14 protein-coding genes are annotated in these 17,757 nt (G+C 73.2%); 6 read left to right on the top strand and 8 right to left on the bottom strand.

Features of this window, described 5'->3' with window-relative positions; translation table 11 throughout:
• Positions 1 to 17: 17 nt before the first annotated feature.
• Genes ACFV6I_RS10585 through ACFV6I_RS10565 form a run of 5 tightly spaced genes read right to left on the bottom strand, consistent with a single transcriptional unit; the run spans position 18 to position 4,562 of the window.
• Positions 18 to 809, bottom strand: a complete 792-nt coding sequence (locus tag ACFV6I_RS10585) for an amino acid ABC transporter ATP-binding protein (RefSeq protein WP_380424409.1) — start codon at positions 807 to 809, stop codon at positions 18 to 20.
• Positions 806 to 1,903, bottom strand: a complete 1,098-nt coding sequence (locus ACFV6I_RS10580; protein ID WP_380424407.1) for an amino acid ABC transporter permease — start codon at positions 1,901 to 1,903, stop codon at positions 806 to 808. Before ACFV6I_RS10580 ends, ACFV6I_RS10585 begins: the two co-directional genes overlap by 4 nt.
• Positions 1,904 to 1,931: 28 nt before the next feature.
• Entirely contained in the window at positions 1,932 to 2,882 is a 951-nt protein-coding gene (locus ACFV6I_RS10575; protein ID WP_380424405.1) for an ABC transporter substrate-binding protein, read from the bottom strand.
• A gap of 10 nt (positions 2,883 to 2,892) precedes the next feature.
• Positions 2,893 to 3,405, bottom strand: coding sequence for a GNAT family N-acetyltransferase (locus ACFV6I_RS10570; RefSeq protein WP_063347828.1), 513 nt, complete (start codon positions 3,403 to 3,405; stop codon positions 2,893 to 2,895).
• On the bottom strand, positions 3,402 to 4,562 hold the full coding sequence (locus ACFV6I_RS10565; protein WP_063347829.1) for an LLM class flavin-dependent oxidoreductase: 1,161 nt from the start codon (positions 4,560 to 4,562) through the stop codon (positions 3,402 to 3,404). The genes ACFV6I_RS10570 and ACFV6I_RS10565 overlap by 4 nt, the downstream gene beginning before the upstream one ends.
• Before the next feature lie 664 nt (positions 4,563 to 5,226).
• On the opposite strand from ACFV6I_RS10565, the gene ACFV6I_RS10560 reads away from it, so the two are divergent.
• From ACFV6I_RS10560 to ACFV6I_RS10550, 3 genes are all read left to right on the top strand, one after another.
• The gene (locus ACFV6I_RS10560; protein ID WP_380424402.1) at positions 5,227 to 6,210 is read left to right on the top strand and encodes an amino acid ABC transporter permease; all 984 of its coding nucleotides are present in this window, start codon (positions 5,227 to 5,229) and stop codon (positions 6,208 to 6,210) included.
• Positions 6,207 to 8,258 carry an FAD/NAD(P)-binding protein gene (locus ACFV6I_RS10555; RefSeq protein WP_380424400.1) on the top strand — a complete coding sequence of 684 codons (2,052 nt, stop codon included), beginning with the start codon at positions 6,207 to 6,209 and terminating at the stop codon, positions 8,256 to 8,258. Before ACFV6I_RS10560 ends, ACFV6I_RS10555 begins: the two co-directional genes overlap by 4 nt.
• A 187-nt stretch (positions 8,259 to 8,445) precedes the next feature.
• On the top strand, positions 8,446 to 10,731 hold the full coding sequence (locus tag ACFV6I_RS10550) for an FdhF/YdeP family oxidoreductase (RefSeq protein WP_380336801.1): 2,286 nt from the start codon (positions 8,446 to 8,448) through the stop codon (positions 10,729 to 10,731).
• Between the two features lie 77 nt (positions 10,732 to 10,808).
• On the opposite strand, the gene ACFV6I_RS10545 is transcribed toward ACFV6I_RS10550, so the two are convergent.
• Complete coding sequence (locus ACFV6I_RS10545; RefSeq protein ID WP_380424398.1) at positions 10,809 to 12,422, bottom strand: NlpC/P60 family protein; 1,614 nt, start codon at positions 12,420 to 12,422, stop codon at positions 10,809 to 10,811.
• A gap of 333 nt (positions 12,423 to 12,755) precedes the next feature.
• Between ACFV6I_RS10545 and ACFV6I_RS10540 the strand changes: the two genes are divergently transcribed.
• Positions 12,756 to 13,940, top strand: a complete 1,185-nt coding sequence (locus ACFV6I_RS10540; RefSeq protein ID WP_063347834.1) for an inorganic phosphate transporter — start codon at positions 12,756 to 12,758, stop codon at positions 13,938 to 13,940.
• Positions 13,941 to 13,966: 26 nt separating this feature from the next.
• A complete protein-coding gene (locus ACFV6I_RS10535) occupies positions 13,967 to 14,215 on the top strand; it encodes a hypothetical protein (protein WP_380336807.1) in 249 nt (82 codons plus the stop codon).
• A 128-nt stretch (positions 14,216 to 14,343) separates the two neighbouring features.
• Here the strand turns inward: ACFV6I_RS10535 and ACFV6I_RS10530 are convergent, their stop codons facing one another.
• Both ACFV6I_RS10530 and ACFV6I_RS10525 read right to left on the bottom strand, forming a co-directional pair.
• Positions 14,344 to 15,891, bottom strand: a complete 1,548-nt coding sequence (locus ACFV6I_RS10530; protein WP_063347836.1) for an MDR family MFS transporter — start codon at positions 15,889 to 15,891, stop codon at positions 14,344 to 14,346.
• Between the two features lie 187 nt (positions 15,892 to 16,078).
• Complete coding sequence (locus tag ACFV6I_RS10525; RefSeq protein ID WP_371517154.1) at positions 16,079 to 16,528, bottom strand: MarR family winged helix-turn-helix transcriptional regulator; 450 nt, start codon at positions 16,526 to 16,528, stop codon at positions 16,079 to 16,081.
• A 112-nt stretch (positions 16,529 to 16,640) separates the two neighbouring features.
• On the opposite strand from ACFV6I_RS10525, the gene ACFV6I_RS10520 reads away from it, so the two are divergent.
• Positions 16,641 to 17,693 (top strand): ABC transporter permease, encoded by a 1,053-nt coding sequence (locus ACFV6I_RS10520; protein WP_063347837.1) that lies wholly within the window; start codon positions 16,641 to 16,643, stop codon positions 17,691 to 17,693.
• Positions 17,694 to 17,757: the final 64 nt, after the last annotated feature.

Raw genomic sequence — 17,757 nt, 5'->3', positions numbered from 1 at the left:
GCTCAGAGCACCTCGGCTCAGAGCACCTTGGCGAGGAAGGCCCGGGTGCGTTCGTGCCGGGGGCGGTCCAGGACTTCGGCCGGCGGGCCCTGCTCGACCACCACGCCGCCGTCCATGAAGACGACGGTGTCGGCGACCTCGCGGGCGAAGCCGATCTCGTGGGTGACCACGATCATGGTGGTGCCGGTCCGGGCGAGGTCCTTGATGACGTCCAGCACCTCGCCGACCAGCTCCGGGTCGAGCGCCGAGGTGGGCTCGTCGAACAGCAGCACCTTCGGCTCCAGGGCCAGCGCCCGGGCGATCGCCACCCGCTGCTGCTGGCCGCCGGAGAGCTGCCGGGGGTACGCGGCGGCCTTGTCCGCCAGCCCGACCCGCTCCAGCAGCGCCAACGCCGTCGCCCTGGCCTCGGCCCTGGGGCGGCGCAGCGCGGCGATCGGCGCCTCGACCAGGTTCTCCAGCACGGTGAGGTGCGGGAACAGGTTGAAGTTCTGGAACACGAAGCCGATGTGGGTGCGCTGGCGCAGCACCTCGCGCTCCTTGAGCTCGTACAGCCGGTCGCCGGAGCGCCGGTAGCCGATCAGCTCGCCGTCGATGGCGACGTAGCCGCCGTCGAGCTTCTCCAGGTGGTTGATCGCGCGCAGCAGCGTGGACTTGCCGGAGCCGGACGGGCCGAGCACCACGGTGACCGAGCCGGCCGGGACGTCCAGATCGAGGCCGCGCAGCACCTCCAGTGGCCCGAAGCTCTTGTGCAGGCCGCGGACCTGCACCATCGGTGCGGCCGCCGGTTCGGTCCTGGTGAGCGTGGTCATCGACGTCCTCCGGTGGTGCGGGCGGTCGCTGCGCGGGTGGTCGGCGTGCGGGTGGTCGGCGTGCGGGCGGGCAGGCTCCGGACGAAGGCCCGGGCGCGCTGGAGCGGGGTGGGCGGCGGGGTGCGCTGCGCGCCGCGGGCGAAGTAGCGCTCGACGTAGTACTGGCCGATGGACAGCACCGTGGTCAGCAGCACGTACCAGACGGTGGCGACCATCAGCAGCGGCACCACCCGGCCGGTCCGGCCGTAGACCACCTGGGCCTGGTAGAAGAGCTCGCCGATGGCCATCACGTAGACCACCGAGGTGCCCTTGAGCAGCGAGATCACCTCGTTGGCGGCGGCCGGCAGGATGCCGCGCATCGCCTGCGGCAGCACGATCCGCCAGCTCTGGCGCCAGCGCGGGATGCCGAGCGCGGTGGCGGCCTCCCGCTGGCCGGAGTCCACCGCGATGACGCCGCCGCGGATGATCTCGGCGGCGAACGCGGCCTGGTGCAGCCCTAGGCCGAGCACGGCGGCGCCGAGCGCGCTCAGCACGCCGACCGTCTCGAAGTCCCCGAAGGTCGGGCCGAACGGGATGCCGATCCCGAACCGCTTGTAGAGGTACGACAGGTTGAACCAGAACACCAGCTGGACGATCAGCGGGATCGAGCGGAACACCCACACGTACGCCCAGGCGATGGACTGGAGGATCGCGCTGCGGGACAACCGCATCGCGGCCACCACGGCGCCCAGCAGGAAGCCCAGCCCGGTGCCGTAGACGGTGAGTTCGAGGGTGCGGCCGACCGCCTGGACGATCGTGTCGGCGGTGAAGTAGAGCCGGAAGGTGGCCCAGTCCCAGCCGGGGTTGGTGGCCAGGCCGTGGGCGAACTGGGCGAGCACGACGAGGGCGGCGACCCCGATCCCCCAGCGCCAGGGGTGCCGGGCGGGGACGGCCCGCAGAGCGGCCAGTTCGTCGAGGTCCAGGCGGGGGCCGGAGCCCGGACCGGGATCGGGTCCGGTCGCCGGTGCCCGCTCGGCCCGAGCCGGGGTCGGGGCCTGGGCCTGGGCCTGGGCTTGGGCTTGGGCTTGGGACGTCGCGGTGGTGCTGGCGGTCATCGGGAGGCTCCTTCGGCAGACCCGGGGATCACTGGTGTTCGGGCGGGCTGATCAGGGACTCCTTGATCGCCGATTCGGCGACCCCCCACTTCCTGAGGATCCGCTCGTACGTCCCGTCCTTGATCAGCTGGTTGACCGCCGCCTGGAAGGCCGGGGTGAGCTTCGAGCCCTTCTTGAACGCGAAGCCGACGTCCAGCCGGTGGAACTCGCCGAGGAAGCGCGTCCCGGAGGCCTCCTGCGCGGCCTGGTAGCGCAGGCCGTTGATGGTGGACATCAGGACGTCGACCCGGCCCTGCTGGAGGCCGGTGAGCACGGCCCCGGGGTCGCTGAACGCCCTGACCTCGTACGGCTTCTTCCCGGCGTCGGTGCAGGCGGTGCGCTTCGCGTTCAGCGTGGTCTCGAAGGTGGTGCCGGCGCCGGTGCCGATGGTCAGCCCGCAGAGCTGGAGCAGGTCGGTGACCGGCTGGACGGCCTGGTTGTCCTTGCGGACCGCGAAGCCCTGGCCGTCGTCGATGTAGGTGACGAAGTCGATGGTCTTCAACCGGGCCGTGGTGACCCCGAAGTTGCCGGTGCCGACGTCGAACTTGCCGCTGTCCAGGGCGGGCAGGATGGTCTCGAAGGCGGCCTCCTGGCGCTGCACGGTCAGCCCGAGCAGCCTGGCCACCGCATCGGTGAAGTCCACGTCGATCCCGGCCGGCTTCTTGGTGGCCTGGTCGGCGTAGAAGGCGGTGGGCGGCGAGCCGAAGGACGCGCCGAAGGTCAGCGTGCCGGCCTTGCGGACCTCCTCGGGCAGCAGCGCGGCGGCGGCGTCCGACTTCGCGAGGCCGGAGACGACGTCCTGGGAGACGGCGGTGGCGGCGGGCCCGCTCGCCCCCGCCGGGCCCGCGATCTTCGGGTCCGAGCCGCACGCGGCCAGCGCCAGCACCGGCAGCAGGGCGGTGGCCGCGAGCAGGCGGCGGCGGACGGTGGTGCTTCTCACGGGGGGCCTTTCAGGGGGTCGGAGCCAGCACCGGCAGGTGCTTCTCGAACGGGAGCGGGCCGATCGTCAGGGGGTCGGCGGCGACGTCGAACAGCGGGGTGTAGCCGGACGCCAGGTAGAGGCCCCTGGCCTCGGGCTGGCGCGGACCGGTGGTGAGGTAGATCCGGGCGTAGCCGGCGGCGGCCGCCGTCCGCTCCAGCTCGGCCAGCACCCGGCGGGCCAGGCCGCGGCGGCGGTGCGCGGAGTGCGTCCACATCCGCTTCAGCTCGGCGGTGCGCTCGTCGTACCGCTTGTACGCGCCGCCGGCGACGGGCTCGCCGTCCTCCAGCAGGAGCAGCAGGACGCCGTGCGGCTCGGCGAAGGCGTCCCGGGGGTAGCGGGTCATCTCCTGGCGCGCCTCGGGGCCGTAGCGGCTGACGTACTCGTGGGTGAGCTCGCGCAGCAGCGGCTCGACCAGCGGGTCGTCGATGGTGACCCGGCGGAACCCGGCCGCCGGGCCCGCCTCCCGGTCCGGAGCGCTCACGCCTGCACCGCGATCAGCTGGTGCCGGTCCCGCTCGGCGCGCTCGGCCACCGCCGCGGCCTTGGCGGCGTCGCGCTTGGCGACCTCCTCGCGGACGATCGGGATGACGTGGCGGCCGAAGTCGATCGCGTCGTCGAGCAGGTGGTAGCCGCGGGCGGAGAGGATGTCCACGCCGAGGTCGTAGTAGTCGAGCAGCGCCTCGGCGACCGTCTCCGGGGTGCCGACCAGGGCGTTGGAGTTGCCGGCCCCGCCGGTGGCCGCGGCGGTCGGGGTCCACAGCGCGCGGTCGTAGCGCTCGCCGGCCTCGGCGATCTCGATCAGCCGCTGGGAACCAGTGTTTTCAGGCGCTGTGGCGCCGAGCGGGCGGCCCCGGCGGACGAGATCCCCGGACTCCCGGCGGGCCTTGATCGCGGCCACCGTCCGGTGCGCCTTCTCCCAGGCCAGTTCCTCGGTCGGCGCGATGATCGGCCGGAACGCCACCTGGATCCGCGGCACGTCGGTGCGCCCGGCGGCCCGGGCCGCCTCCTTCACCCGCTCGATCTGCTCGGCGGTGCGGGCCAGCGGCTCGCCCCACAGGCAGTAGACGTCCGCCTCGGCGCCGCCGGCCGCGTAGGCGGCGTCCGAGGAGCCGCCGAAGGAGACCCCGGGGCGCGGCTGCTGGACGGGGAAGACGTCGGAGACGAAGTCGTTGAAGCGGTAGTGGGCGCCCTCGTGGTCGAAGGGCTCCCGGCTGGTCCACGCCTTCTTGACGATGCCGATGTACTCGCGGGTGCGCTCGTAGCGCTCGTCCTTGGACAGGAAGTCGCCCTCGCGCTGCTGCTCGTGGTCGCTGCCGCCGGTGATGAAGTGGACGGTCAGCCGCCCGTCGCTGATCTGGTCCAGGGTCGCGAAGGTCTTGGCGGCGAAGGTCGGGTAGGAGACGTTCGGCCGGTGCGCCAGCAGGATCTGCAGCCGGTCCAGGTGCGAGGCGAGGAAGGCCGCCGCGGCCGCGGGTTCCGGGGAGCCGGCACCGTACGCGAAGAGCACCCGGTCCCAGCCGTGGTCCTCGTGGGCCCGGGCCAGCCGCAGGGTGTAGTCGCGGTCGAAGGCGGCGGTGGAGCGGGGGGTGGTCTCCGAGCCGTCGCCGGTGGCGGCGATACCGAGGAATTCGACGGGCATGGCGGAACCTTTCGGGGTGAGCGGAGTCCGGTGGACTGCGGGTGGGCAGGCCGGAGCCGGCCGGGGCGGGGCGGCCGTGAACACGGGTGCGCGGCGGCCGCGCCGACGGCGGGGTCGGCGCTCGCGCGGCGGGAGGAGGTGGGAGGCAGGCGTGGACGAGGGAGTACTGCCGGAGTTCAGTGCGCGGTCGTCGGACGGCAGCGTGCGCCTGGGACGCCGTCAGCTGCGGACGGCTGGTCCCGGCCCGCGGCGGGGCAGACCGAGGGAGGGGTCCCCGCGGGAGATCAGAGGGCCGGACGGGCGGCCCGCTGCCGGGTCAGCCGCGACACGCCGCGGACCACACCCGACCGAAGTCGATGTGGTCGCGGGTGACCAGGGGCTGCTCGGCGTACATGGCCTCAAGTTGAACAGCCTGCCAAGTGGTCCGTCAACCATCCATCATTGCCGCTCTGTTGCGATCTCCTGTCGCCCTGCGACCGGTCCGCGCCGGGCCCCGGCCAGGGCCCGGACCACCCTTGACAGCCGTCGATCGCGCATGCGTACGATCACGGCGGAGTGCAGTGCACAGCGCCGGCCGTGTTGAGGGACACGGGCCGGTGCGACGGCCGTACGTGACCACACCCGTACCTCCCGCCCGCCCGCACCTCCGCCAGGAGCCGCCGCCATGGCCAGCCCGCAGGACCTCCTCCCCGCCCGCTCCACGCCCACCCCCGCCTCCACCTCAGCCCCCGACCTCCCCGGCCCACCGCCCGACCCCGGCGCCCGGATCGTCGCCCGCCGCCGACCCGGGCAGTGGGTCTGCGCCGGGATCGCGCTGCTGCTGACCGCGATGGCCGTCAACTCCGTGGTGCGCAACAAGGCTTTCCAGTGGGACGTGGTCGCCGACTGGTTCACCGCCGGGTCGGTGCTCAACGGCCTCACCCTGACCCTCTGGCTCACCGCCGTCACCCTCGCCCTCGGCTTCGTCCTCGGCACCGGCCTCGCCGTCATGCGGATGTCCGGCAACCCGGTGCTGCGCACCCTGAGTTGGGGCTACATCTGGATCTTCCGCTCCACCCCGCCGCTGGTGCAGCTGCTGTTCTTCTTCAACATCGGCGCGCTCTACCCGACCCTCGGCCTCGGCATCCCGTTCGGCCCCGAGTTCGTCACCGTCAAGACCGTCAACCTGATCGGCCCCACCCTCACCGCCGTCATCGGCCTCACCCTGCTGGAGACCGCGTACGCCGCCGAGGTGATCCGCGGCGGCATCCTGTCCGTCGACCGCGGCCAGCTGGAGGCCGCCTCGGCGCTCGGCCTCGGCCGGTGGCGGGTGCTGCGCCGGATCGTCGTCCCGCAGGCGATGCGCTCGATCGTGCCGACCGCCGGGAACATGCTGATCAGCGCACTCAAGGGCACCAGCATCGTCAGCGTGCTGGCCGTCTCCGACCTGCTCTACTCGGTGCAGCTGGTCTACCTGCAGTCGTACCGGGTCATCCCGATGCTGGTGGTCGCCACCATCTGGTACCTGGTGGTCACCACCCTGCTGTCCGTCGGCCAGTACTACGTCGAGCGCCACTACGCCAAGGGCGCCACCCGGGACGGCCTGCCGCCCACCCCGCTCCAGCGGACCCGGGCCGCCCTGCGACGGCTGCGCGAGGTGGCGGCATGAACACCCTCGTGATCGTCGGCGCGGGCCCGCGGGGCACCGGGCTGCTGGAACGGATCGCCGCCAACGCGGCCGAACTCCTGCCCGCCGAACGCCCGTTGCACGTCCACCTGGTCGACCCGCACCCGCCCGGCGCGGGCCGGATCTGGCGCCACGAGCAGTCCCCGCTGCTGCGGATGAACTCGATGGCCGAGGACGTCACCATGTTCACCGACGAGCGCTCGACCATCGACGGGCCGGTCCGCCCGGGCCCCTCGCTGGCCCAATGGGCGCTCCGGCGGCGGGAGTTCGCGCCCTACCGGGAGGTCGCCGACCCGGCCGTCCGGGCCGAACTGGACACCCTCGCGCCCACCGACTTCCCCACCCGCCGGGCCCAGAGCGCCTACCTGGACTGGGCGTTCCGCCGCGCCGTCGCCGACCTGCCGCCGCACGTCACGGTCACCGTGCACCGGGACACCGTCCGGCGGATCGACGGCCCGCCCGACGGCCCGCAGACCGTCCACCTCACCGGCCGGACGCTCACCGCCGACCACGTCGCCCTCACCCTCGGCCACCTCGACTCCACCCCGCACCCCCGGTACGCCGCCGACGCCGGCTTCGCCGTCCGGCACGGCCGCTTCCACCTCCCGCCCGCCTACTCCGCCGACGCCGACCTGGACGGCATCGCCCCCGGCGAGCACGTCGTGCTGCGCGGCCTCGGCCTGGCCTCCGTCGACCTGGTCGCCCTGCTCACCGAAGGGCGCGGCGGCCGCTTCGAGCCCACCGGGGACGGGCTGCGCTACCGCCCGTCCGGCCGCGAACCGGTGCTGCACCTCGGCTCCCGGCGCGGCGTCCCGTACCACTCCAAGACCGACTACCGACTCCAGGGGCCGCCCGCCCCGCTCCCCCGGTACTTCGACGCGGCCGCCGTGGACGCCGTCCTCGCCGCCGACGGGCCGCTCGAACTCCGGCGCGACTTCTGGCCGTTGATGGCCAAGGAGACCGCCTTCGGGCACTACCACGAGCTGTTCCACGCCCACCCCGAGCGCACCGCGCTGCCCTGGCCGGAGTTCCTGGCCCGGTTCGACCGGCACGACTGGTACTCCCCCGACCTGGCCGCCCTGGTCGCCGAGGCGGTACCCGACCCGGCCGACCGGATCGACTTCGAACGGCTCGACCACCCGCTGGCCGGCCTCGAACTCGGCTCCGCCGAGGAACTCCAGCAGCACCTGCGCGCCTACGTCACCGCCGACGCCGACCGCCGCGCCGACCCCGCGCACAGCGCCGACCTCGGCGCCTTCCTCGCCCTGCTCTCGCTGTTCGGCCAGCTCCCGCGCATCCTCGCGACCGGCCGGCTCACCGCCCGCTCGGTCGCCGAAGAGGTGGACGGGTGGTTCTTCGGCTACTTCAGCTACCTCGCCTCCGGCCCGCCCGGCTTCCGGCTGCGCCAGCTGCTCGCCCTCTCCGAGGCCGGGATCGTGCGCTTCCTGGGCGCGGGCGTCCGGGTCGAACGGGACGAGGCCACCGGCACCTGGCGGGCCGGCGGCGACACCGTGCCGGGCCACCGCATCGCCGCCACCGCCCTGGTCGAGGCGTACCTGCCCAAGCACCAGCTGACCCGCACCCTCGACCCGGTGCTGCGCGAACTGCACCGCGCCGGGCGGCTCGTGGAGGAGGTGGTCGCCGACGAGGAGTACACCCACCGCTCCGGCCTGGTCACCATCGCCCCCGGCGACAGCCGACTGCTCGACCCGGCCCTGGGCGGCGCCCCGCACCCGCGGCGCACCGCACTCGGCCCGCACACCAGCCTGCGCGCCGCCGCCGCCTTCGCCCGGCCCCGCACCGATTCCCCGGGATTCCGTCAGAACGACGCCGCCGCCCGCGCGCTGCTGCGGGCGCTGGCCGCGCTCCCGGCCGCCGCCCCGGGGCCCGTCGTCGATCCCCCGCCCGCCCGCCGCCGCCAGGGCACCCGCCTCGCCGCGCGGTCGGCGGTCGCCGCCCCTGCTCCGCCGTGCGGTCAGCGCACCCCGCCACCGCCGCGCCCGCCCTCCGGCCGGACGAGGGGGGCCTGACGGCGGGCCCCGGGAGCGGCCCGGTCGCAGGTTCGGGGCCCGAAGACCCGTTCGACCCCCCTCCCCCCGTCCGTACCCGGATGGAAGGATGGGCCCTCAGCCCCCGCGCCGAAGCGGCGGGCCCGGCGGGCCCGGTGTCACCCCGGTGTCACGGCCGCCGGACGAGCAGAGCCGAGGAGAAGCGGTCATGGCCAAGCAGGCCCCGCAGAGCGACCCGGCGCAGGACGCCCCCGAGGTGTCCGCGCCCCAGCACGCGGCGGCCGGGCTGCCCGCGGTCGGCCACAGCCTGCGGATGGCCGCCGAGCAGATGGGCCCCCTACGCACCCTCGCCACGCTGCGCAAGGTCAACCAGCCGGACGGCTTCGACTGCCCCGGCTGCGCCTGGCCGGAACCGGGCAAGACGCACACGGCGGAGTTCTGCGAGAACGGCGCCAAGGCCGTCGCCGAGGAGGCCACCGAGCGCCGGATCCGCGCCGAGTTCTTCGCCGCCCACCCGGTCGCCGAACTGGCCGAGCGCTCCGGCTACTGGCTGGGCCAGCAGGGCCGCCTCACCCAGCCGATGCTGCTCGACGAGGGCGCCACCCACTACACGCCGGTCTCCTGGGACGACGCCTTCGCACTGATCGCCGAGGAGCTGCGTGCCCTGGACACCCCGGACGGCGCCGCCTTCTACACCTCCGGGCGGACCAGCAACGAGGCCGCCTTCGCGTACCAGCTGTTCGCCCGCCGGCTGGGCACCAACAACCTGCCGGACTGCTCCAACATGTGCCACGAGTCGTCCGGTTCGGCGCTCACCGAGACGCTCGGCGTCGGCAAGGGCAGCGTCAGCCTCAAGGACCTCTACCAGGCCGACCTGATCATCGTGGCCGGCCAGAACCCGGGCACCAACCACCCCCGGATGCTCTCCGCGCTGGAGCGCGCCAAGCGGGCCGGCGCCACCATCGTGAGCGTGAACCCGCTGCCGGAGGCCGGCCTGGAGCGCTTCAAGAACCCGCAGCACGCGCGCGGCCTGGTCGGCCACGGCACCAAGCTGACCGACCTGTTCCTGCAGATCCGCCTCGGCGGGGACCTGGCGCTGTTCCGCGCGCTCAACCGGATGATCCTGGAGCAGGACGGCGTCGACCGCGCCTTCGTCACCGAACACTGCCACGGCTTCGAGGAGTTCGAGGCGCAGGCGGGCGCGACCGACCGCGCCGAGGTGCTCGCCGCGACCGGCCTGCCGTGGGAGCAGATCGAGGAGCTCGGCCGGCTGGTGCTGGGCTCCCGGAAGATCATCGTCTGCTGGGCGATGGGCCTCACCCAGCACAAGCACGCCGTCCCGACCATCCGCGAGGTGGTCAACTTCCTGCTGCTGCGCGGCAACGTCGGCCGCCCGGGCGCCGGGGTCTGTCCGGTGCGCGGGCACAGCAACGTCCAGGGCGACCGGACGATGGGCATCTTCGAGCGGCCCTCGACGGCCTTCCTGGACGCGCTCGGCAAGGAGTTCGGCTTCGAGCCGCCGCGCGCGCACGGCCTCGACTCGGTGGACACCATCCGGGCGATGCGCGACGGCCGGGTCGGGGTGTTCTTCGCGATGGGCGGCAACTTCGTCGCGGCCACCCCGGACACCGACGTCACCGAGGCGGCGATGCGCCGCTGCCGGCTGACCGTGCACGTCTCCACCAAGCTCAACCGCTCGCACGTGGTCACCGGCGCCCGCGCACTGATCCTGCCCACCCTGGGCCGCACCGACCGGGACGTCAGCGGCGCCGGCGCCCAGTTCGTCAGCGTCGAGGACTCGATGGGCCAGGTGCACTCCTCGCGCGGCGGCCTGCGCCCGCCCGCCCCGGGCCTGCTCTCCGAGACCGCGATCGTCTGCCGGCTCGCCCGCAGCGTCCTCGGCCCCGGGGACACCGTGCCGTGGGAGGACTTCGCCGCCGACTACGACACCCTGCGGGACCGGATCGCCCGGGTCGTCCCCGGCTTCGAGGACTACAACGAGAAGGTCCGCCGCCCCGGCGGCTTCACCCTGCCGCACGGCCCGCGCGACTCCCGGACCTTCCCCACCGCGACCGGGAAGGCCAACTTCACCGTCAACCCGCTCACCGCCCCCGAGGTCCCGCCGGGCCGCCTGCTGTTGCAGACGCTGCGCTCGCACGACCAGTACAACACCACCATCTACGGCCTGGACGACCGCTACCGGGGCATCAAGGGCGGCCGCCGGGTCGTCCTGGTCAACCCGGCCGACGCCGCCGAACTGGGCCTGGCCGAGGGCGCCTTCGTCGACCTGGTGAGCGAGTGGCGGGACGGCGTCGAGCGGCGCGCCCCGCACTTCCGGGTGGTCCACTACCCGGTGGCCCGCGGCGGCGCGGCGGCCTACTACCCGGAGACCAACGTGCTCGTCCCGCTGGACTCCACCGCCGACATCAGCAACACGCCGACCTCCAAGGCCGTGGTCGTCCGCTTCGAGCCGGACACCGGCGCCCCGGCGTGACGCACGCGAAGGCCGCCCGGTGTCCGTGGACGCCGGGCGGCCTTCGTCATGGCTCAGGTCCTGTCCGGGCCTAGGGCCTAGTTGCCGCCGAGCGGCAGTGTCGCGGTGGCGCTGCCCGGGGCTCCGGCGCTCGCCGAGCCGGTGGTGGTGGAGGCCGCGGTGCCGGTGGAACCCGGGGTGCCGGTGCCGGTGCCGGTCGGGGCGGGCGTCGCCGGGCCCGTGCCGGTCGGCGTCGGGGTGCCCGTCCCGGTCGGGGTGGGCGTGCCCGTCCCGGTCGGGGTCGGCGTGGGCGTGCCGGGGGCGGTGGTGCCGGTGCCGGACGGCGTCCCCGGGTCGGCGGGCGTTCCGCTCCCGGTGCCGGACGGCGTACCGGTGCCGGTGTCCGCGGGCGTGCCCGGGGTGGTGGACGGCGTACCCGGGGTGGCCGGCGGGTTGGCGGGCGTGCCGGGGGCCGGGGCGGCCGGGACCTGGTTGGCCGGGCTGGGCGCGATCGGGGTGACGGTGTCCCAGCCGGCGGGCAGGTCGGGCACCTTCCAGCTGCCGCCGGCCTCGTCCGCCGCGCCGGACGGGTCGGGCCGCACCGCCCCGAGGATCGGCATCGAGCCGATCGGCGACACCTTGATGACGGCGCCCGGCCGGGGTGCCTGGACGACCAGCCCGCCGCCGATGTACATCGCGACGTGCGTGGCGCCCTCGAAGTAGATGACCAGGTCGCCGGGGCGGAGCTGGTTCAGCGCGATGTGCGGGAGCTGGGCCCACTGCTCCTGGCTGGTGCGCGGGATCGGCAGCCCGGCGTGCAGCCAGGCCTGCGAGGTGAGGCCCGAGCAGTCGTAGGAGTCCGGCCCCGCGCCGCCCCACAGGTACGGCTTGTTGAGCTGGGCGAGCGCGAAGGCGATGGCGGTGCGGCCGGCCGCCGACGGGGTGCGCTCGCCCTTGCCGAGGACGCCGGAGGCGAGGAAGAGGAGCTGGGCCTCGTCGGCCTTGGCCTTCTCCAGCTTCTCCAGTTCGGTGCGCTGGGCGCCGGTGAGCGAGGAGACCAGCTGCTCGACGGAGGCGAGGTCGGTGGCGACCTTGGCCTTGGCGGCGTCCTGCTGGGTGACCAGCGTCTGGGAGGTCTTGAGCGCGTCCTCGGTCTGCTTCGTCAGGCCTGCGAGGGCCTCGCGGTCGGTCTTCAGCCGGTCCAGGAACTCGGACTGCGAGCGGCTGGCGGCGGTGAGCAGTTCCGCGATGGTGACGGCCTCGTACGGGTCCTTGGAGAGCAGCAGTTCGGCGTAGGCGGAGGCGGCGCCGTTGCGGTACTGGGCGGCGGCGAGCTGGGAGGCGATGTCGGTGCCGGCGTCGACCTGCTTCTGCTGGCGGTCCATCCGGCCCTGGAGGTCGGTGAGCGCGGCCTGCTGCTCGGCGACCTTGGCGACGGCGCCGTTGTACTGCTCGGTGGCGGTCTCGGCGCTCTGGTAGAGCGCGTGCAGCTGGTCGAGCAGCGGGCCGAGGGTGGCCTTGGCGGCGGCGAGCGGGTCGTCGCCCGGGCTGGCCGCGGTGATCGAGGCGCCCGGGTCGGGGGCGGCGTACGCGGCCTGCGCGGCGAGCGGGAGGGCGAGCGCGGCGGCCGCGAGGGCGGCTCCGCAGCGCAGTGCCGCCCGCAGCCAGGGCCGTACGACTGCCGTTTCAGTGCGCTGTGCAGCCCCGCCCATGGGTTGGTCCTCCCCGCCCCAGCCTGTCACCGGCGTCCCCGGATCCCGCAGATCCTCCCACGGGTTACTCACCGGAAACAGGGTGCATCCGGACTGGGAGGTTAATTCTGGGTTGATCTGTGAGACAGCTCTCAGCAAACCGGAGCGAACCGGGGCGAACTTCGCTAATGTCCAGCTCAGCGCGACCGCCGACACCCTTCCGAAAGCTTCCGGACACCACCGGGACACCAGCGGAACCACGATTCCCGGCTCAGTTCACCTTCCGTTTACCAAACAGACCTACGGTCGCGACGACACCAACGTCCGTGCGACAACTACGACGATTGTTTGGGTATGGAACACATCTCGTTCCTGGTAGCCGTTGTGATCATCACGGCGCTCGCCTTCGACTTCACCAACGGGTTCCACGACACCGCCAATGCGATGGCCACCTCCATCGCGACGGGAGCCCTCCGGCCGAAGGTCGCGGTCACCATCGCGGCCGTCCTCAACTTCGCGGGCGCGTTCCTGTCCGTGAAGGTCGCCACCACCATCTCCGGCGGCATCGTCAACGAGAAGAGCGGCATCCACCCCGAGATCATCTTCGCCGCACTGGCGGGCGCGATCCTCTGGAACCTGCTGACCTGGCTGCGCGGCCTGCCGTCCAGTTCCTCGCACGCGCTGTACGGCGGCCTGATCGGCGCCACCGTCGTCGGTGTCGGCATGAACGGCGTCAACTTCGACACCGTCCTCTCCAAGATCCTGATCCCGGCGATCGCCTCCCCGCTGGTCGCCGGCCTGGCCTCCTGGGGCGCCACCAAGCTGGCCTACGCGATCACCCGCAAGGGCAACGAGACCACCGCCACCAAGGGCTTCAAGACCGGCCAGATCTTCTCGTCCTCGCTGATCTCGCTCGCGCACGGCACCAACGACGCCCAGAAGACGATGGGCATCATCACCCTGACCCTGGTGTCGGTCGGCGCCCTGCCGCACGGCGCGCTGCCGCCCACCTGGGTGATCATCTCCGCGGGCGCCGCGATCGCGCTCGGCACCTACATGGGCGGCTGGCGGATCATCCGCTCGATGGGCAAGGGCCTCGCCGACATCAAGGCGCCGCAGGGCTTCGCCTCCGAGTCGGCCGCCGCGACCGTCATCCTGACCTCCTCGCACATGGGCTTCGGCCTCTCCACCACCCAGGTCTGCTCCGGCGGCATCATGGGCGCCGGCCTCGGCGGCCCGAAGGCCGAGCTGCGCTGGAGCCTGGTGCGCCGCATGGTCTACACCTGGGCGCTGACCCTGCCGGCCGCCGCGCTGGTCTCGGGCGGCGCCGCGCTGCTGGTCCGCCAGGGCACCTGGGGCATCGTCCTGGTGGGCGCCGTGCTGGTGGCCGGCTCCGGCGCGATGTGGCTGATCTCCCGCCGCCAGCCGATCAGCGCGGACAACGTCAACGACGTCAACGACGTCACCCCGGTGGAGGTCCCCGCCACCGCCGCCCCCGCGAACGCCCCCACCCCCGCCTCGACCACGGTCGCGGCCTGAGCGCCGCAGGCTGAGGAGCACCCGCCATGCACATCAAGTGGAACGCCCTGGCCCAGACCGCCGGTGCCAGCTTCGGCATCACCGTCGCCGTGGTCTCCGTCTTCGCACTCGGCATCCTGGCCCTGTCCCGCCGCGAGGCCGCGCTGAGCGCCCGCGAGGGCGAGGCCTCCCAGGAGCCGGGCGGCGGCCGGCTGGCCCTGGCCGGCGCCTACGCCTGCTTCGGCCTCTGCGCCGCGGCCGTCGTCTACGGCCTGGTCCTGATCGCCGCGCCGTAGCGCGTGGTCCTGATCGCCGCGCCGTAGCGCGTGGCCGACGGTTCCCGCCGTCCGCGCGCGGGACGAACCGAACGGGCCGGGGAGTGTGATCCACACTCCCCGGCCCGTTCGCGCATCCCCGCCCGGAGTCAGCCCTGCTGGCTGGTCTTCAGCGCGGTCTCCCGGATGAACAGCACCGTGACGAAGGCCAGCGCCGCGAACGGCGCGGCCCACAGGAAGACGGTGCCGACGCCGTGCCCGAACGCGTCCGTCACCAGCGGGACGATCGGGGCGGGCAGCTTGTGCAGGTCCGGGATGCCCCCGCCGCCGGCCGCGCTCGCGGCCGGGATGTGCGCGGCGGCCAGGTTCTCCGCGAGGTAGTGGGTCACCTTGCTGTTCATCAGCGCGCCGAGCGCGGAGACGCCCATCGCGCCGCCCATGGTGCGGAAGAAGGTCACCACGGAGCTGGCCGCGCCGAGCTCGTGGCGCGGCACCGTGTTCTGCACCGCGAGCACCAGGTTCTGGCTGGTCAGGCCGAGGCCGATGCCGGTGATCGCCATGTAGACGCAGAGCAGCTTGTAGTCGGTGTCGGCGCGGGCGGTGGCGAGCAGGCCGAAGCCGATCGCGAGCAGCGCCGTGCCGGCGACCAGGTAGGCCTTCCACTTGCCGTACTTGGTGATCAGCCGGCCGGCGACGGTGGAGGCGAGCGCCAGGCCGAGGATCATCGGCAGGGTCATCAGGCCGGCCATGGTCGGGGACTTGGCGCGGGCCAGCTGGAAGTACTGGCTGAGGAAGGTGGTCGCGCCGTACATCCCGACGCCGACCAGCACGCTGGCCACCGCGGCCAGGGTGACGGTGCGGTACTTGAAGAGGTCCGGCGGGATGATCGGCTCGGCGGCGCGGCGCTCGATCACCACGGCGAGGGCGCCCAGCAGCAGGCCGCCGCCGACCATCGCGGCGGTCTGCCAGGACAGCCAGTCGTAGTTCGTGCCGGCCAGCGTGATCCAGATCATCAGCAGGCTGACGGCGCCGGTGATGACCAGCGCGCCCAGGTAGTCGATCTTCGCCTTGCGCTTGACCACCGGCAGCTTGAGGGTGCGCTGCACCACCAGGATCGCGGCCAGCGCGAACGGGATGCCGACGTAGAAGCACCAGCGCCAGCCCAGCCACGAGGTGTCCACGATGACGCCGCCGATCAGCGGTCCGCCGATGGTGGCCAGCGCGAAGACCGCGCCGAAGTAGCCGCTGTAACGGCCGCGCTCGCGCGGCGGGACCATCGCGGCCAGGCAGATCTGGCCCAGCGCGACCACACCGCCGGCACCGATGCCCTGGAGGGCGCGGCAGGCGATCAGCTCGGCGGTGTTCTGGGAGAGGCCGGCCAGGGCGGAGGTGGCGATGTAGATCAGCAGGGCTATCTGGAGCAGCAGCTTCTTGCTGACGAGGTCGGAGAGCTTGCCCCAGATCGGGGTGGAGGCGGTCAGGGTCAGCAGGGCCGCGGTGATCACCCAGGTGTAGGCGGACTGGCCGCCGTGCAGGTCGGTGAGGATGTGCGGCAGGGCGTTGGAGACGACGGTCGAGGAGAGCACGGCCACGAAGAGGCCGAGCAGCAGGCCGGACAGCGCCTCCATCACCTGCCGGTGGGTCATCGGTTGATCGTCGACGGCGGCTCCGACGGTCGCCTCGGCTGTGACGGTCATCTGGGTCCTTCGGCGGGAGGAGTGAGCGGGGGGCGGGGGTGCGCAGGCAGGGAAAATTGTTGCCTTACGCAACCATAGGCCCGATGGTTGACTAAGGCAACTTTCTTCAAGCCCAAGTAAAGGCCGCGCCCCCAGGCCTGGATCCAGCCACCGTGGCCCCGACCCCGCCCCGGGCCCCGGCCCCCGGTCACTCCGCCGGCGGCTCCCCGATCACGTCGTTGAAGCGGTGCAGCAGCACCGCGAAGCGGTCCACGTCCTCCGGCGACCAGCTGCCCAGCAGCTCCCGCACCCGCCGCATCCGGACGTCCCGGGCCGCCAGGTAGCGCCGCCGCCCGTCCTCGGTCAGCGAGACCAGCGCGGCCCGGCGGTCCAGCGGATCCGTCTCCCGGGCCACCAGGCCCAGCTCCTCCAGCGCCCGGATCTGCCGGCTCACCGTGGCCTTGCCGACCGCGAAGTGCACGCCGACGTCCGTCACCCGCACCCGCCCGGCCTGCTCGATGTAGCCGAGCATGCTGTACGCCATCCCCTCCAGCTCGGGGTGCACCCGGCGTGAGAGCTCCGCCACTCGGGCCCGGCCCCGCCGGAACATCAGCGCGACCTCGCGCTCCACCGCCAGCAGGGATTCCTCGTCACTCACCGCGCCAGTATCCCGCAGCCGCACTGGCTGGAAGGCGGCGCGTGGGGTGCGACAAGCTAACTAGTTCATGGTATGAAGTATCCGTTTTCCCCCAATACACAAGGAGATGTGGATGGCCGCCCCGGGGCAGGGTTTCGTCGCTGAACTGAAGGGCGCGGTCACACCGCGTGCGGCACTGCTCGTGATCGGCGTGCTGCTGCTGCAGCTCGGCTTCATCACCTCGTACGTCGGGGCGCTGCACCACCCGGCCCCGCACGAGCTGTCGATCGCGGTGGTCGCCCCGCCGCAGGTCGCCCCCAAGCTGGTCCAGGCGCTGGAATCCGTGCCGGACGACGCCGTCAAGGCCGTCACCGCCCCGGATGCCGAGACGGCCACCCAGCAGATCAAGGACCAGAAGATCTACGCCGCGCTGGTCGTGAACCCGACCGGCACCGAGGACACCCTGCTGGTCGGCGGCGCCCGCGGCACCTCCGCCGCCAAGGCCGCCGAGTCCATCACCACCGCGCTGGACAAGGCCCAGGGCCGCACCGTCAAGGTCGAGGACGTCGTGCCGCTCGCCAAGGGCGACACCAACGGCCTCTCCGCGTTCTACCTGGTCATCGGCTGGTGCGTCGGCGGCTACCTGGTCGCCTCGATCCTCGGCATCAGCGCCGGCTCCAAGCCCGCCAACGTCCACCGCCTGCTGATCCGCCTCGGTGTGCTGGCGCTGTACTCGGTCGGCGCCGGCCTCGGCGGCACGATCATCGCCGGACCGGTGCTGGACGCGCTGCCCGGCTCGATCCTGGCCCTGACCGGCATCGGCGCCCTGGTGGTGTTCACGGTCGGCGCGTTCACCATGGCGCTGCAGTGCCTGTTCGACGTCATCGGCATCGGCGTCGCGGTGCTGATCTTCGTGGTGCTGGGCAACCCGAGCGCCGGCGGCGTCTACCCGGCACCGATGATGCCGCCGTTCTGGCGGGCCATCGGCTCGCTGATCCCGAACGGCGCCGGGACCAGTGCCACCAAGTCGATCGCCTACTTCGGCTCCACCAACCTGGGCATGCCGATCGTGGTCCTGGTGGTCTGGGCGCTGATCGGCATCGGCGTCGCCTACCTGGCCGTGCTGCGTGGCCCGCGCTCCGGCGGCCGCGAGATCGTCGCCGCCGAGGCGTCCTCCGAGGCCTGATCCCCCGCGTTCCTCCGCCCGAGCCCCCGGCCTCCCGGCCCGCGGGGGGGGGGGGGGGCGGCGC

The sequence above is a fragment of the Kitasatospora sp. NPDC059803 genome (genome assembly GCF_042732255.1).
Lineage (GTDB): Bacteria > Actinomycetota > Actinomycetes > Streptomycetales > Streptomycetaceae > Kitasatospora.
The sequence above is the reverse complement of the archived record's forward strand: the minus strand, read 5'-3'. Positions and strand labels throughout refer to the sequence as shown.

What these genes read in the sequence shown, in the direction of transcription:
- ACFV6I_RS10530 (WP_063347836.1), bottom strand. Translation starts at nt 15,891, where the DNA reads ATGACCGTCACAGCCGAGGCGACCGTCGGAGCCGCCGTCGACGATCAA.
- ACFV6I_RS10540 (WP_063347834.1), top strand. Translation starts at nt 12,756, where the DNA reads ATGGAACACATCTCGTTCCTGGTAGCCGTTGTGATCATCACGGCGCTC.
- ACFV6I_RS10560 (WP_380424402.1), top strand. Translation starts at nt 5,227, where the DNA reads ATGGCCAGCCCGCAGGACCTCCTCCCCGCCCGCTCCACGCCCACCCCC.
- ACFV6I_RS10585 (WP_380424409.1), bottom strand. Translation starts at nt 809, where the DNA reads ATGACCACGCTCACCAGGACCGAACCGGCGGCCGCACCGATGGTGCAG.
- ACFV6I_RS10520 (WP_063347837.1), top strand. Translation starts at nt 16,641, where the DNA reads ATGGCCGCCCCGGGGCAGGGTTTCGTCGCTGAACTGAAGGGCGCGGTC.
- ACFV6I_RS10550 (WP_380336801.1), top strand. Translation starts at nt 8,446, where the DNA reads ATGGCCAAGCAGGCCCCGCAGAGCGACCCGGCGCAGGACGCCCCCGAG.
- ACFV6I_RS10565 (WP_063347829.1), bottom strand. Translation starts at nt 4,562, where the DNA reads ATGCCCGTCGAATTCCTCGGTATCGCCGCCACCGGCGACGGCTCGGAG.
- ACFV6I_RS10545 (WP_380424398.1), bottom strand. Translation starts at nt 12,422, where the DNA reads ATGGGCGGGGCTGCACAGCGCACTGAAACGGCAGTCGTACGGCCCTGG.
- ACFV6I_RS10580 (WP_380424407.1), bottom strand. Translation starts at nt 1,903, where the DNA reads ATGACCGCCAGCACCACCGCGACGTCCCAAGCCCAAGCCCAAGCCCAG.
- ACFV6I_RS10555 (WP_380424400.1), top strand. Translation starts at nt 6,207, where the DNA reads ATGAACACCCTCGTGATCGTCGGCGCGGGCCCGCGGGGCACCGGGCTG.
- ACFV6I_RS10535 (WP_380336807.1), top strand. Translation starts at nt 13,967, where the DNA reads ATGCACATCAAGTGGAACGCCCTGGCCCAGACCGCCGGTGCCAGCTTC.